This is a genomic window from Levilactobacillus yiduensis (assembly GCF_024718525.1).
Lineage (GTDB): Bacteria > Bacillota > Bacilli > Lactobacillales > Lactobacillaceae > Levilactobacillus > Levilactobacillus yiduensis.
Genome location: NZ_JAMXAZ010000005.1, coordinates 149,489 through 165,621 on the forward strand (window position 1 = coordinate 149,489; position 16,133 = coordinate 165,621).

The following is a 16,133-nucleotide window of genomic DNA, read 5'->3' on the forward strand; positions in this document are numbered from 1 at the left end:
ATCTTCCTTTCTGCACTGCGAGTTGGGTATTTTGGCCCAAACTCATTTTCATTCTTTAGTATAAGCTACCAGCTGGCAATTGGATAGCGTGAATTCACCGCTGACAAGGATTATGAACATTAGATTAGCGAAACCAGGAGCCTACATCAGCCAGGGTTCCGCCTGCTCTGGGGAACACCGCCAGCCTGAGAAACGGTCTTCCGGTTCGCTTGAAAGCCTGGTAAGAACCACCAGTCTCTCAAGTCGTCCCACGTTGTAGGCTGAGACAAAACCCCAGCCAACACCGTCGACACAGCTGGCTACACCCTGGCTGCCTCCGGCAAGTTAGTGCTTATCAGTAACCCTGTGTTGAACCTCATAGAGTTAGTTGGTAAAGCAGCCGCTGCCTGGGGCTAAACCAATTGTTACTAGCAAGAACTCTTGTAGCCGAGAGTTCGCCAAATATGGGTTCAGCCGTTGAAAAAGAGTGTGACAACAAGCGGAACCAGTTGCCTGTTGGCGCACGTTTCGGCTATGAGGCCATTTTGAGACGCGACCTTCGGCTCAAAGCGAGGCCGAGACCGCTCTTCAGGCTCGGTCCGGTCCGCCGCGTTCCACCCCCCATTTGGCGAACGGTAAGGCGGCCAGCACCGACCGCATGACATTCAAAGACTAATTATGTCACCATGAATTCAGCTACTTCTGTCCTTGCAACCTTTAGTGACACCACCAAAAAAGATGCGCATCCCCACCACACCGGTGAGCATACGCATCTCATTTTGCATTGACAACAACCAACTAATAAGTCTGTCGCCTGTGCGAATTATTTTCAGTTATTTCTGTTGATTCCGCCGCGTTGGTTGCGCGCCATCTTCATGATTGACGGGCGCCTCACGCATATTGGAATACGGGTACGGGTACGTGATCTTCATGACGGCTGGCATCACGATTGGTAACAGGATGACCAGCAGGATGATTCCAATGATCACGGCCAACGCGATTTGGATCAGCGTCATCACGCCAGACGGAATCAAGGCGGCAAATGTCCCACTCAAGATGATTCCGGCAGAGATGACGACCGTCCCGATCACCGTGGCTGCCCGCAACATCTTGTCGCTGGTAGCGCCTGGCTCGTGGAGGAATTCACGGTACTTCCGCATCAGGAAGATCGAGTAATCGACCCCTAGCGAGATCAACATGACAAACGTGAAGAATGGTGTGTTCCACGTCAACATGTCCGTGCCCAAGACGGGATCCACTAACCAGTGAACAATGGTCAAGGCCCCGGAGTAAGCGACCAGCAAGATACCTTCGATGACGATCGGTTGAACCAGCGAACGGGTCACGACCATCAGGGCAATAAAGATACCGGCTAACATGATGATGACCGTCCGGGTGAAGTCACTCGACGCCATTTCATTGATATCGTTGGTCTGTGACGTGTTCCCGCCAAAGGCGATTTTGGCACCGCTCAGGCTAGTGCCTTTAAGCGAACCGCTGACTACCTTTTCAAGCTTTGGTAACCGCGCCATGGCAGCGGCGGAGCTTGGGTCATCGTTTAAGACGACCGTTAATTTGGTCAGCTTGCGGTTCGGCGACATGTAGGTGTCCATGGATTGCTTGAACGACCCGCTTTGGATCGATTTCGCCGGAATGTAGAACGTCTCAGCCGCCGCGGACTTCTGTAAGCCCTTGAGGTAGCTGTTGGCCGTGCCGACCCCCGCCGAAACCTGTGTCAAACCAGTCGTCGCTGAGCCTAAGCCCTTCCGCAGGGCCGTCAGTTGCTTACTCATGGCGGCTAATTTCTCTGCCATGGTCTGGTTCCCAGCAGCGACTTGACTCGCACCGGAGACCAGCGTTGGCATCTTGCCGTTGATGGTAAACATCGCACTGGACAATTGGCTAGTGGCATTGGCTAACTGCGCACTCTGCGAACTAGCCGATTGCAGGGCCGTAGTGGCACCAGGCAAGACGATGTTAGACTTTTGGGCCAACGTTGCCACGGCACTTTGGAGGGTTGCAGTCGAGCCTTGTAAGGATTGTAACTGGCTGGCAACACCCTGGTCGGCGGAACCAATCGCACTGGCGTCACTGCCAATCTGGGTCAATGCCCCGCTCAAGCTCGACTTCAGTTGCGATTGTGCGGCTGTTTGCTTCTGTAAGACACCCGCTAAGACTTGTTTCTGGGCGGCAGACAGTGGCACCCCTTGGGCACTGAAAGCGGCGGCCACGGAACTGGCACTCACGCTTGGCAAATTGCCCATGGCACTCTTGATGCTTTGGAGCTGCGTGGCAATGTCTTGTGTCTTGGTCCCAATGGTCGACAACGAACTTGTCACGCCACTGGTGCTAGTTGAACTAGCCGACACCTGACTGTTCAGCTGTTGAATGGCAGCGTTCAATTGTGGCAAGGCCGTTTCCAACTGGGCCAACTGAGCGGCTTGTTGGCCACCAGAAGCCGAGGAGACCTGGCTATTCAAGGAATTGACTCCGGTGGAAACTTGCGAGATGGCAGATTGTAATTGCGATGTGCCATCGCTGACTTGCTTGGCACCGGAAGCTAATTTGTTCGCATCCTTGACCGCACCAGAGACGTTTTGCTTACTGAGCTGACTGTCCGCAGACTTTAAGCCCTTGTTGACCTTGTTGACACCCTTTTGGGCCTTGACCAAGCCACTCGTGACCGAACTCATTTGGTTGCGGACGTAGAGCTTCTTGATGGCCTTGCCCCCGGGTTGGGTGACGGACGCCACGGTCTTGACGCCGGTCGAGGCCTGGAGTTGCTTGGTCAACCGGTCGATCAACAGTAAGGATTTTTCGTTATCTAGCTTGTGATTGCTTTGCAGGTAAATCGTGGTCGGTTCGGCAGTCCCCTTGGAGAAATGGGTCTGCACGATCTTGAACCCTTGCTTGGCTGGCACGTTGTCGCCAATTTCGACCAAGTTATCGTAGTCCAGCGTCCCGTGAGACGTCAGGGCCAGCGGGATAAAGACGATTCCCGTGATGATTAGGGTGATGATGGGCCGGATCATGGCGTGCTTGGCCATGCCGTGCCACAGGCGACTGTCGCCTTCACCTTGGAACTTCTTGATGGGCCAGAACATGTGCCGACCGCAGATGGCCATGAAAAATGGGTTCAGCGTCAGGAGCACGGCCAATAAGACCACGACCCCGACGGCAATGCCGACCGCTGACTTGTACAGCGAGAAGTTGGCAAAGCCCAGAACACTCATCCCAATTAAAACGGATAACCCGGAGTATAGCACCGTTCGGCCACCGATCTTGATGGCTTCCTTGGTGGCCGTGTACCTGTCCTTGCCATTCGCAAGTCGCTCACGGAACTCGTTATACAGTAGGATGTTGTAGTCGGTCCCAATCCCAAACAACACGATGACGATGAAGACTTGCGTGAAGTTGGAAAAAGGAAAATTGAAACGATCCACTAAGTTGGCCACCACCGAAATCGAGGTGATGACGGATACGCCCACCGTTAACAGGGAGAACAGCGGCGTCACTGGGGACCGGAAGACTAACCAGAGAACCAGGAAGATAAAGATGGCCGCAATGATTTCAGTCTTTTGGACCCCGGCCTGCGTGGCATCGGAGAAGTCTTGGTTCAAGACATCCGCCCCGGTCACGTAGGTCTTCACGCCACTAGTCTGGGCCAGCTTGGTGATCTGCGACCGAATCGACGTGATGGAATGGCTCGAACTCTTATGCACGTTTAGCTGTAAGAGCTGTGTGCTCTTGTCCTTGGAAATCAATTGGGACGCGGCCGTGGAACTATCACTCGCTGCGGTCAGTGAGCGAATCTGGTATTGGTCCTCATGATTCTTGATTCGTTGGATGGTCTTATCGATATGGGTATTTTGCGCGTTGGTTAGCGCCGAATCCCCGTTGTTAAAGACCACCACGACTGCCGTGGTGCCGCGTTGGGAGCGACCCCACTGCTTTTGCATATTGGTTGCGCGAGTACTTTGGTAGCTGCTAGGCACAGTGATCTGCCCCTTGTCAGCGACCAGTTGACTCATGTTGGGAATCGTGACGACGGCTAAGATGACGATCAGTAGCCAGCCAATCACGTTCCAGATGTAATGTTTATTCATCCAGCGCACGGGAAAACCTCCTAAATAAATTCTACTCACTTTGCTCTAACTTCTATTCTGTCGTCGGGTGCTGGGTCAACCATTTGGTCCAATCCAACAGTAACGGCTGGTCGGCCGTGGTCGGTAAAATGTCACCGATACTCAGCGTGGCCAGCTGTTGCCGGTAACGCTGCTCGGCATCGGCGAAGACGGCCAAGACGTTGGCGACCGGCTGTTGGTCCTTGAGGTCGGTCAACGCATACGTCCGCATGAAGGCCTGCTTTTGGTTGAACCCAAAGACCTTCTTGACCAACCCCGTATTCTTCACAAATGACGTGGCCCCTTCGATTGCATCGAACACGTCAAGCAGAGTAATCTGATGCGGATCACGGGTCAAGACCACCCCACCGTCACGACCGGATACGGTCTTCACAATGTCGGCGCCAGCCAGCTTCTGGATGATTTTTTTCAAATAGCTGGTCGAAATTCCCAGACGCTCGGCGACTAAATGGCTATGTAGCGGAATCTCGCGGTCTTGGATCCCGAGTAGCGCGACAATGCACAAGGCCTGTTCCAGGCTTGGTTTAGCTTTCACAACGCACCTCCCTTTCACAAAAAAATCTTAAGCAATTCTGAAAACTTAAACGAGATACATTATATCCCCTTTAAGCATTTTTTCAAGGCTTTTGACTCAATAAATGACGTTTGACCTGATTATTTTTTTGTGTAAACGATTTCATGTTAACTACAGTCGCTAAACGTTGGGATACCAGCCTTGGCGACTGATTCGGCAGGGGTATTTGTTGCATTAGTTGGGTCTAATTTAGAGGGGATTGACCGGTGCTTCCTTCTGCTCTTGGCCAAGTCATCCGCCACAACGCAAAAAATCCCCACCATGACCAGCACATGCCAGCCACGGCGAGGATCTCATATTGTGTTATTCCAAAAAGTCTTTCAACTGCTTACTACGTGATGGGTGGCGTAACTTCCGCAGCGCCTTGGCTTCGATCTGCCGAATCCGTTCACGGGTAACACCGAAGACCTTGCCGACTTCTTCCAAAGTCCGCGTCCGGCCATCATCCAACCCGAACCGTAACCGCAAGACGTTTTCTTCCCGGTCAGTCAGCGTGTCCAAGACACTTTCCAACTGTTCCTTCAGTAATTCGTAAGCGGCATGGTCGGCAGGACTCGTGGCATCTTGGTCTTCAATGAAGTCACCCAAGTGAGAATCGTCCTCTTCACCAATTGGCGTTTCCAAGGAAACAGGTTCTTGCGCAATCTTCAAGATCTCGCGAACCTTTTCCGTTGGCATGTCCATTTCGGCCCCAATTTCTTCAGGCGTTGGTTCCCGCCCTAAGTCTTGGAGTAATTGCCGTTGAATCCGAATCAGCTTGTTGATGGTTTCAACCATGTGCACAGGAATCCGAATCGTCCGCGCTTGGTCGGCGATGGCCCGTGTAATGGCTTGACGAATCCACCAAGTGGCGTACGTGGAGAACTTGAACCCTTTACGGTAGTCGAACTTTTCGACGGCCTTCATCAAGCCCATGTTCCCTTCTTGGATCAGGTCCAAGAATTGCATCCCCCGACCCACATAACGCTTAGCGATGGAAACGACTAACCGCAAGTTGGCTTCGGCTAATTCTTGCTTGGCAGCTTCTTCACCGTTTTCAATCCGTAAGGCTAAGGCGACTTCTTCGTCCGCCGTTAACAGGTTGACTCGGCCAATTTCTTTCAAATACATCCGCACTGGGTCGTTGATCTTGACCCCAGTGGTCGTGGAGGCTTCCTTCAATTCTTTCTTGGAAACGGCCTTTTGTGCTTTAACGGCCCGTGCATCTGGCTCACCCTTAGCATCAACCACGCTGATTCCGGCATCGGAAATCGTTTCAAGTAACTTATCCATCTGCTTAGCATCCAGCGTGTAAGGCGTGGCCACCTTGTCAGTCAGGTCATCGTACGTGATGTGACCGGCCTTCTTGGTGTTCTTGATTAAAGCTCGCACCGTCTTGTTGTATGCCTTTTGGTCAAACATTGGTTGATCCGTGGTCTTTTTTGCCATTAAAATACCCCCTAGACTAAAGTTGCTTGTTCGCCTGGCGTTGTTGCTCCAGCTGAACAATCTCAATGACTAATTGCCGTTGTTGTTCGGCATTCCCGAGGCGGGAAGCTTCCGCCAGTTGATTCTTCTTCTGACGGAGTTGTTCATCGATTGGCGCCTCGTCCATAATGATTGTTAAATAGTCATCGATCTCACGCGGGGTGACCGCCGCGTAAGTTGCCGTCTCTAACTCGATGACGATCTGCTGCAGACGGTCTTCCTTTAAGAAGTCCGTAAACTGCGCAGTACGGTAGGTTTGATGCGTTTGAAAATAACCTTGGGCCAAGGTATAAATCACTTGATAATCGTCGTGGACAAAGCTAAAGCCATCAATACTGGTGACCTTTGCCCAGACATTGCGGTCATGTAACAGGCGAATCAACAAGCCGCGTTCGGCCCGCTCAAGGCGGGTCAGTGGGCGCTGCTGCTGATGGACCGTGACCGCTGGTTGTGCCGGCGGTGGGGTCTGCGCCACGGATTGCCGTGGCCGTGCCCGCTCCTGCTTGGCGGCGGTATCTCGCTGCGTTTGCTTCAGCTGTGCCTGTAAGGCCGCCTTGTCGATGTGAAACTCGTTGGCTAACTGGTTCAAATACATGTCCAGTTCCACGGGTTCTTGGACCTGCGCCAACAGTGGCATGACCTGATTGACGTAATCGAGTTGCTCACTGTCGGTATCTAACGACTTATTGCGCCGTAAGAAACGCAGGTTGAACTGTAACGGTGGCTCCTTAGCGGTCGTGAGCATTTGCCGAAAGGCTTCATCCCCGTGGGCCCGCCGATATTCATCGGGGTCTTGGCCCTCGGGCAGCTGAATCACACTGAGGTTCAGGTGACTGTGCTGCCCCAGTAGCGTCAATGCCCGGGAAATGGCTCGCTGGCCAGGTTCATCTCCATCATAACAGACATTGAGCTTATCTGTCGTCCGTTCGATGGCATAAATCTGTTCCGTGGTCAGGCTGGTCCCCATGGAGGCAATCCCGTTGTGCACGCCCGCTTGGGTCGCCGAGATAACATCCATGTAGCCTTCAAACAAAGTGACTTCTCCCGCCTGACGAATCGCCGGTCGGGCCAGGTCAAAGTTGAACAATAACCGACTCTTGTTGAACAAGGCCGTTTCCGGACTGTTCAGGTACTTGGGTTGGTCATCGGCCTTCTTGATCAGCCGGCCGGAAAACGCCGCCACGTGCCCGCTGGCATTGCGCAACGGAAACATCACCCGTTCGGTGAACCGATCACGCAGCTCGCCTTGCGCATTTTCAATGAACAACCCCGACTGCCGTAACAGTTGGTAGTCGCTTTGGCGTTGTTCAAAGAATGGCTTCAACAGGCGCTGTCCCGGCGCAAACCCCAGTTGGTAGGTCTCGATGGTCTCGTCAGTGAGCCCGCGATCATGCAGGTAATCCAGCGCCGGTTGTCCGACCGCCGTGTTGACTAACACGTGGTGGTAAAGTTTGGCCGCTTGTTCCTGCAGATCGATCAGCTGACTGGTCTTGGAGTCCATCTTGGGACCACTGGCATCTTGCCGGTATTCGCTGTCCAGATCGACGTGGCTAAAGTCAGCGACCTTGACCACGGCTTCCGGAAAGCTCACGTGCTCCAGTTCCATTAGAAACTTGAAGACGTTACCGCCCCGACCACAACTGAAGCAGTGAAAAATTTGTTTATCTTCCGACACGGAAAATGACGGCGTCCGTTCCTCATGAAAGGGGCACAGACCAAACAAATTTTTACCGGACTTTTTCAGCTGGACATATTGTCCCACCACGTCCGCGATGTTTGTTGCCGTCCGAACCGTTTCAATCACGTCTTCGGGTATCTTCGCCACACCATCACTCCCTTACCGTGGATCCGTGCGCCATAGCCTTGAAAAGTCGCACCCCGGAAACCCGAAAAGTGCGACTCTTTAATTGGAATTCGCGCGTAAAACTACAAGTTATATGATAGCATAAGGGCAATTTTTGTCAATCTTTTACGCTTGGCCGGTTGGCAAGGACACCACTGAATGCTGCATTGTGTGTCGTTAGTGACATAATCTGTGCTGGCCGCCTTACCGTTCGCCAAATTTGGACCGTGACGCTGTGGGAAGGACCGGTCGAAGCCAAAGGGCGGTCTTCAACCTCGCTTCGAGCCGAAAGTCACGTCTCGAAGACGCCAGTTTCCAAGAAGACCACTTGAAAACTCCCACGGCTGAGTCCAAATTTAGCTCACTCTCGGCTACGTGGCAGTCACCCACTAATGTAGATGAACATTGCCATTCCAGCAATACTCCTTACTAACTTTATGGGTAATCCCTGATGTAACCGGAGGCAGCCAGAGATGTAGGTTGCTGTGACAACGGTGTTAGCTGAGCGTTTTTTCTCAGCTTACAGCGTGGGACGTGTTGGGAGATTGACGGTGTCAAGCTTCAAACCGAGTCGGCGGACCGCTCCTTAGGCCGCCGATGTTCCCCCAAAGCTATCGGCATCTCTGGTAGCTATAGCTATTAACAGACTAATTTAATGTTCATGAAACTTGTCAGCTAAGTATCCTCAGGTGTCCCTGCAACCTTCAGTAAACCAGATATATGTAAAAGGAGGCCCCCGGCTTTACGGCCACGGACCCCCTTCTTGGTCATCAGTTAGATGACACTTATTTTACGATTAATTGATCCAAGTCGCCTAAGGTCAGTGCTAAGTTGGCCAGGTGGCTCAGTTCCGTCAAGCGGTTATTCCGCACGGCGTCGTCCTTGGCCATGACCATCGTGGCTTCAAAGTAAGCCGCAATCGTTGGTTGGATGGCTGCCAGGCTGGCGTACAGTGCGCTCAGCCCCTTATCAGCGGCCGCCGCAACGTCAGCGACACCTTGGTGCAAGGCACCTTCACTGTCATTTTCAAACAGGTCGGCGTTGACCGTGGCAGAAGCCAATTCAGCCGGTGCTTTTTGGGCCAACCGAATGACCCGCGTCAAGGATTCGATGACATCCTTGAAGTTGGCATCATCGGCGTGGTCGGCTAAGAGCTGAGCGGCCGTGAAGATCTGTAAGACGTCGCTGCTGGAGCCGGCCGTGACGGCATCGATGATGTCATGACGTTGCTTAGCAGAACGCAAGATCTTCCGGATCCGGTCCTTGATAAAGGAAACCATGGCATCGATTTGGCTGGCTTGGTCCAGTTGTGGGGCCACGTTTGCCGCATCTTCAGCCGTGATGAAGTCACTTGCCAGTTCTGCGACTGGTAAGGACCATTGTTGGTCTTGGGCGATGCGCACGATTCCAGTTGCTTGCCGCCGTAATGCGTACGGATCGTTGGACCCGCTAGGAATCATCCCCGCAGCGAAGAACGTCAGGATACTGTCGAACTTGTCGGCCAATGCCAGGATAGCACCGGGAACGGACGTTGGCAGTGCCCCATCGGCTGAGATTGGTTCGTAGTGTTCGCGAATGGCTTGGGCAACGGCAGGATCTTCGCCTTGCAGCAAGGCGTATTTCTCACCCATGACCCCTTGCAATTCGGCGAACTCGCCGACCATACCAGTGACCAGGTCAAACTTGTAGATCTCACTGGCCCGTAGCGCAGCCTTGGTTTGGGCATCGTTTAAGTTAAAATGCTTGGCCAAGACGCCCACGATAGCCGTGACCCGGGCCATCTTTTCGGCCATGGTGCTGATCTTATCATGGAAGCTAACGGACTTGAGCCGTTCCACGTAATCGGCAATGGTCTTCTTTTGGTCTTCCGTGTAGAAGAACATGGCGTCTTCCAATCGCGCCGTCAAGACCTTTTCGTTACCGGCAACCACGTTTTGTAAGTCGTGGTCGGTCCCGTTACGAACGGAAATGAAGTTCGGCAAGAGTTCACCTTGGGCATCGCGCGCATAGAAGAAACGTTGGTGGTCACGCATGGAGGTAATCAGGACTTCTTCGGGGATGGTCAAGTACTTCTTGTCGAAGCTACCTTCAAAGGCGGTCGGCCATTCGACCAGGTTGTTGACTTCCTCTAATAACCCAGCGTCAATGTTGACGGTCCAGTTATGGTCACTGGCAATCTTTTCGATTTGCTTTTTGATCAAGGCCTTACGTTTGTCGGCGTCGGCGATGACAAATTGGGTGGTCAGGTCGGCTTCGTAGTCGGCGGCCGTTGCAATGTCAATGTCTGTGCCTAAGAAGCGGTGCCCCCGGGTGTTGCGGCCAGTCGTGACATCCAGAATGCTAAAGGGAATCACGTCGGCATCCAGCAGCGCCACTAACCAGCGAATTGGCCGGATGTATTCGAAGTGGTGCGTGCTCCATTTCATCATGGTTGGGAACGTCATGGCCGTGACGATGTCCTTCAAGCCAGCCAAGACTTCAGCCACCGGTTCGCCGGCAATAAACTTGTCGACGTAGACGTATTCAGTGCCTTTGATTTCTTTAAAGGTGATGTCGTCTGGCGTCAAGCCTTGACCACGGGTAAACCCAATGGCGGCCTTGGTCCAGTTGCCATCGGCGTCTTGAGCGATCTTCTTGGCAGGACCCTTCACGGATTCACTGATGTCCGCTTGCTTGTCGGCCAGGCCGGTGATCTGAATAGCCAAGCGACGAGGCGTCGAAAACGGCTTGATATCAGCGTATTCGATTCGTTGTTCCTTCAAATAATCCGCCGTCCGTTTGACCAGTTGCTTGATGGCTGGCGTCACCACGTGGGCGGGCATTTCTTCTAGTCCAATTTCCAGTAAAAATGTGTGTGCCATTATTTTTTGGCCTCCTCGTCGTCTGCTAATAATTTTGCACGTAAGGCTTCGTCCTTAACCAACGGGAACCCACGCTTCTTCCGTTCTGCCACGAAAGCCCGTGCCACGGCCCGCGCCATGTTCCGGATGCGTGACAGGTAGCCGGCCCGTTCGGTAACGGAAACGGCCCCCCGCGCGTCTAACAGGTTAAAGGTGTGACTGCACTTTAAGATGTAATCGTAGGCTGGGTGAACCAGACCATTAGCGATTTGCTTCTTCGCTTCGGTTTCGTATTCATCGAAGTGCCGCAGTAACATGTCCTGGTCGCTTTCTTCAAAGCTGTACTTGGAGTGTTCGTATTCGGGTTCCTTGAAGATGTCGCCGTACTTGACGCCATCGGCCCATTCCAAATCAAAGACGGAGTTGACGTCTTGGACGTAGGAAGCCAACCGTTCCAGACCATAAGTCACTTCAGAGGTCACGGGATCAACTTCCATCCCCCCAACGACTTGGAAGTACGTGAACTGGGTGATTTCCATCCCGTCCAACCAAACTTCCCAACCAACACCGGCACAACCCATGGATGGGTTTTCCCAGTTGTCTTCCACGAACCGAATATCATGTTCCAACGGGTTGATGCCCAGTTCCTTCAAGCTGTTCAGGTAAAGTTCCTGAATGTTATCGGGAGATGGCTTCATGATCACTTGGAATTGGTGGTGTTGGTACAACCGGTTCGGGTTCTCCCCGTAACGACCATCGGCTGGTCGGCGGGAAGGTTCAACGTAAGCGGCGTTCCAAGGTTCTGGCCCGATCGCCCGTAAGAAGGTGTAAGGACTCATGGTCCCGGCCCCTTTTTCCGTATCGTAAGCTTGCATCAACATGCAGCCCTGTGCGGACCAGTACTGTTGTAACTTTAAAATGATTGCTTGCATGGACAGTTTTTCTGTCATGGGTACTGTTTCCTCCTTGTTTGGTTGCCAGTGGTCAAATGACGAACTGATCGACCGATTAAACAAATAAGCGCGCAAAAAATCCCTACGAGAATTCACCGAGGCAAATTCACGTAGGGACGAATTTTTATTTTCGCGGTTCCACCCTACTTCTAGTCAATGACTAGCAGCTTACTTGGAAACGACTCCGAATGTGCCAACTCACACCGTCTTGGATTCGGCTCACACTCTCCCGAACTCGCTAGACCAATCACGCTGTGACTCTCATTCATCATAATCGACTTATTTAACTGTGTTTTATGATAGCTGTCTGGGGCGGGGTTGTCAACTGGCTTAGTGGAAACGCTGAGGCAAACTGCCATCCTTGTCAGTACCTGAAAAGTTTCAGCTACTCTGGAAAACGGCTAGTTATTGGCTCCGTTACGCCATTCTTTGTTACCTAAATTTCACGAGAAAATTTTTTAAAGCCAAACAACTTGTCGATTCGAGGCTCAAACGCGGCCGGAATCTCCAGGTCAACGGCTTTCAAATTGTTCTGTAGCTGTTCTGGCTTGCTGGCGCCAATAATCAAACTGGAAATCCGGGGATCGCGCTTATCCCAAGCTAAGGCAAAGGTTGCCAGGTCCGTATGCAGTTCTGCGGCCATCTTTTCCAGCGCCGTAATTTTGGCGAAGTTTTCCGGAATCAACTGCGCCTGCAGATCCGGTTGGAACGTACCCCGAGAGCCAGCTGGTGCGGGCTGTCCCTCATGGTATTTCCCAGTCAACAGCCCTTGAGCTAACGGAGAAAACGGGACAATGCCTAGTCCGAGCTCTCCACACAGGTCCACGAGTTCGTGTTCAATGTAGCGGTCGAACAGATTGTACTCTGGCTGGACCACGGTAATCGGGTGCAAGCCCCGTTCTTGAATGATCAGCTCAGCCTTTAGAATCTGTACCGGCGTCCATTCACTGACTCCGTAATACAAAATCTTACCTTGGTCGACCAGACCACTCAACGTCGTCAGGGTCTCTGCCAAGGGCGTTTGTGTGTCAAACCGGTGACAGAAATACAGGTCTAAGTAGTCCGTCTGCAGATTGGCCAACGATTGGTCGATGGATTCCGTGATGTGCTTTCGGGAAAGCCCCCGGTCATTGACGCCCCGGTCTGACGGGAAGAAGACCTTGCTGGAAATGACCAACTCTTTGCGCGGAAACTGCTGCAAGGCCTTGCCTAAAAACCGTTCCGCGGCGCCGCGACTGTATACATCCGCGCAGTCAAAATAGTTGATGCCACTTTCATAAGCCAACTGAATACTCTGTGCTGCCAAATCCTGTTTAGCGGTGTCACTAACGTCCGTTAACCAGCTTCCCAGTGCCAGTTCACTGACGCGTAAGCCTGATTGTCCTAATTGCCGATATTTCATAAATGACTAACCCCTTTTATGTCAAATTGATGATAATTAGATTAGAAAACGATATGAAGTTAGTTTACCACGGTCGCCAGCATTGGCCCACTGATTTGTTTGTCATGGCCAGGTTAGCTTGTTAACTAATCGAATAGCCAATAAATTTTAGTAGTTGGTGAAAAATGCCAATTACCACCGGAAATGGCCGCCGTGACGCCGAACCCATTGGCCGAACCAACTCAAGCTCAGCAACAAGCCCAGCCCAAGAACTTGCCACACTGACTGGTGCTCACTGGTCTGGGGAAGTCGGTTGGCTGCGACTCGTCCAGTGGCAGTCCCCCGATCCTTCGTTAGGATCAATGGTTGCTTGCTAGAACGATACTGCCAATTAACCGCTTGTCCAGTAACTGGATCACGCAACGAAAATCTTTGCGTTAGACGCCAAGCGGACTGACGCACGATTTGACGTTGGCGACTAGTAGCTTCCCGGTGGTCTGTTTGCTGTAATTGCCCAGTCTTAGCTGACCCGGGGAATTTTCGTGATGATTTTTTATCGGTTGACGTTTGCTGAGATTGCTGTGGCTTGTCATGCGGCCGCGTTGGCTTGCTCGGCTGAATCGGTCGTGTTGGCTGTTGCGGATTGACTGGATTCGTGTTCGTCGGCGTGGACGTTGGTCCAACCGATTCCGACCCAGAGCCGTTGTTAGGCAACGTCCAGATCAAGGTGAGGCTGTTGGTGCTGTAATTGCCGGAGTGATCGGTTGCCTTTCCCGTTGTTCCGGAAGAAGCCAGAACGACCGTTAGTCGATCTTGGGCAGAATCAAAGCCAGCCGGCAACGTCAGTCGATCCGTTTTATCATCATAAGTCAGCCGCTGGTTCCAGGTGAAGACCAGCGGCTGGCCTAATGTCAATTTATCTTCGGGTACAGCAGCAATCACCTTCTCTATCGCCGCTCTTACCCCCGTTAACGTACGTCCAGAAATACCGATTGCTACGGTCAAGGGCGCTTCTTGCCCACTGTAAGCATCATCGCCTAACTGTCCTGCTGTCACACTAACATGAATCTTATCGACAGATAATTTATTGTTAGAAAATGCCAAATTATCAACGGTGTCAACCGTCCCTTTAGATGTGATACCCGTTAAGCGATTAGACAGAAAGGCACTGTCACCAATGTAGGTCACGGAATCTGGAATCGTTAATTCGCCAGCTAACTGGTTACCATTAGTACTGCCAACAAAAGCGGAATTGCCAATCGTTTCAACACCGGTTCCCAAATCTAGATGCGTTAGCTGATTCCCCGCAAAAGCAGAATCGTTGATATTACTAATACCATTTGAGATCGTTAAATCCGTCAATCGATTATTGGCAAAAGCTGACTTGCCAATGGTCCCAGTGCTTTTACCCAGGTTCAATCCAGTCAGCGCATCATTAGCAAACGCCGCCTCATTGACGAAGTTAACCGAATCCGGAATCGACAAAGTACCCGTCAATCCCTTATTATTGGCAAAAGCTGACTTGCCTATTCTCTCTAGTTGAGAATTTTGATCACCCAAGGTTAGCGTCTGAATGGGATTGCCCGTAAAAGCAAAATCACCAATTGTTTTCACGAGATTGGGAATTGCAACAGACGTTAACGCATTATTTTTAAAAGCTGCATCGCCAATTGACGTCAGTTTTTGGTCCAGCGAAAGCGTTGCCACTTGATTATTTGCAAAGGCTGAGGTACCAATCGTATTAGTATCCGCTGGCAAGGTAACACTTGTCAAAGCATTATTCGCAAAAGCACTCGCGTAGATATCTAAGTTTCTGCTAGCAGTACCAGCATCTTCTGCAAATTTTATCCCCGTCAATTGATTACCAGTGCCATCACCTAACCCATTGCCAATAAAAGCACTGTCACCAATCGCTGTGACTGAAGCCGGCAGTGTCAATGTCTCGGTTAGCTGATTTCCAGCAAACGCTGACGCCCCAATTTTCCATAGCGATGAGCCTTCTGAAGGAAACTTAATTGTTTTTAATTGGTCATTTTCAAAGGCATAGCTGCCAATAGTCGACAGGTTTTTGCCAATAGTCAGTGACGTAATCCCCTTATTGGCAAATACACTATCCGCAATACCGACCACCCATTTTGCACCTGAAGCGTTCGCACTATTCGGGTTAAACGTATCGGGGATCACAATATCACTCTGCGTCCCGGTATAGCCGGAAATCACATAGCCCGTGCCGCCATCGTTCAACGTATATTCAAACCCATTGTCATCTGTATAGTTAGTCGTTGGTCCGGCTGCCGCGACTTCCGCCACAGCCCGCTTGGACATCCGCACAGACGGCGCTACCAGTCTGTTCATGCGCAGGCCACCCGCACGATACCAATTTTTAGCAATCACTGCAGAGGCAGCGGCTGCCATAGAAGCGCTTGACGTAGCCGGTTGCTGCGCCGCTGCGGACGACACCGAGTCAGCCGACGATGGCGCTTGCGACTGGGCCGCTTGATTGGTTGCAATCGATGATGCCGTTGCATCTGCCTCACTGGCGACCGAACTGGCCACCGCTGCCACTGAGCTAGTCTCACCAGCCGCTGAACTTGCTGGTGCGGCTACAGAAACTTCACCCCTTGTAACCGATGATGCAAACGTTGCCTTACGTGATACCGATGCTTGACTAGCCGCTGATGCCACGGTGGCCATCGAACTAGCCGGCGTCCCGGCGGCTGCTTGGGCCGGGTGTGCCGGCAAGAGTCCCGTTCCTAGAGCCGCCACCGTGACACCCGCTACTAATATTTTTTCTGGCGTCTGATTCACCCTTTGACCCTTACGCATAACCTTTCGTCTCCCTTACGTCCGAATTTTATACAAATCTATTAATAACCTGAATTATTCATCAACAAGGTTTCAGCAAAAAATGACGAGTTCTAAATCGGAAAATACCGATTTAGAACTCGTCA

8 protein-coding genes are annotated in these 16,133 nt (G+C 51.9%); all 8 read right to left on the bottom strand.

Features of this window, described 5'->3' with window-relative positions; translation table 11 throughout:
- Positions 1-812 precede the first annotated feature (812 nt).
- On the bottom strand, positions 813-4,085 hold the full coding sequence (locus NGM66_RS04745) for an MMPL family transporter (RefSeq protein WP_245155345.1): 3,273 nt from the start codon (positions 4,083-4,085) through the stop codon (positions 813-815).
- Positions 4,086-4,137: 52 nt separating this feature from the next.
- Complete coding sequence (locus tag NGM66_RS04750) at positions 4,138-4,659, bottom strand: RrF2 family transcriptional regulator (RefSeq protein ID WP_208909570.1); 522 nt, start codon at positions 4,657-4,659, stop codon at positions 4,138-4,140.
- Between the two features lie 342 nt (positions 4,660-5,001).
- A complete protein-coding gene (gene rpoD, locus NGM66_RS04755) occupies positions 5,002-6,132 on the bottom strand; it encodes an RNA polymerase sigma factor RpoD (protein ID WP_373418466.1) in 1,131 nt (376 codons plus the stop codon).
- A 10-nt stretch (positions 6,133-6,142) separates the two neighbouring features.
- Positions 6,143-7,990 carry a DNA primase gene (dnaG, locus tag NGM66_RS04760; RefSeq protein ID WP_208909569.1) on the bottom strand — a complete coding sequence of 616 codons (1,848 nt, stop codon included), beginning with the start codon at positions 7,988-7,990 and terminating at the stop codon, positions 6,143-6,145.
- Positions 7,991-8,793: 803 nt separating this feature from the next.
- Complete coding sequence (glyS, locus tag NGM66_RS04765; protein WP_258115413.1) at positions 8,794-10,869, bottom strand: glycine--tRNA ligase subunit beta; 2,076 nt, start codon at positions 10,867-10,869, stop codon at positions 8,794-8,796.
- Positions 10,869-11,798: a glycine--tRNA ligase subunit alpha gene (glyQ, locus tag NGM66_RS04770; protein ID WP_208909567.1), complete on the bottom strand. Its 930-nt coding sequence runs from the start codon at positions 11,796-11,798 to the stop codon at positions 10,869-10,871. The genes glyS and glyQ overlap by 1 nt, the downstream gene beginning before the upstream one ends.
- Before the next feature lie 439 nt (positions 11,799-12,237).
- Complete coding sequence (locus tag NGM66_RS04775) at positions 12,238-13,203, bottom strand: aldo/keto reductase family protein (RefSeq protein WP_208909566.1); 966 nt, start codon at positions 13,201-13,203, stop codon at positions 12,238-12,240.
- Between the two features lie 171 nt (positions 13,204-13,374).
- Positions 13,375-16,008, bottom strand: coding sequence for a leucine-rich repeat domain-containing protein (locus NGM66_RS04780; protein WP_208909565.1), 2,634 nt, complete (start codon positions 16,006-16,008; stop codon positions 13,375-13,377).
- Positions 16,009-16,133 lie beyond the last annotated feature (125 nt).

Excerpts from the sequence above, each read along its gene's own strand:
- NGM66_RS04745 (WP_245155345.1), bottom strand. The coding sequence starts at position 4,085 with ATGAATAAACATTACATCTGGAACGTGATTGGCTGGCTACTGATCGTC.
- NGM66_RS04775 (WP_208909566.1), bottom strand. The coding sequence starts at position 13,203 with ATGAAATATCGGCAATTAGGACAATCAGGCTTACGCGTCAGTGAACTG.
- glyQ (WP_208909567.1), bottom strand. The coding sequence starts at position 11,798 with ATGACAGAAAAACTGTCCATGCAAGCAATCATTTTAAAGTTACAACAG.
- NGM66_RS04780 (WP_208909565.1), bottom strand. The coding sequence starts at position 16,008 with ATGCGTAAGGGTCAAAGGGTGAATCAGACGCCAGAAAAAATATTAGTA.
- glyS (WP_258115413.1), bottom strand. The coding sequence starts at position 10,869 with ATGGCACACACATTTTTACTGGAAATTGGACTAGAAGAAATGCCCGCC.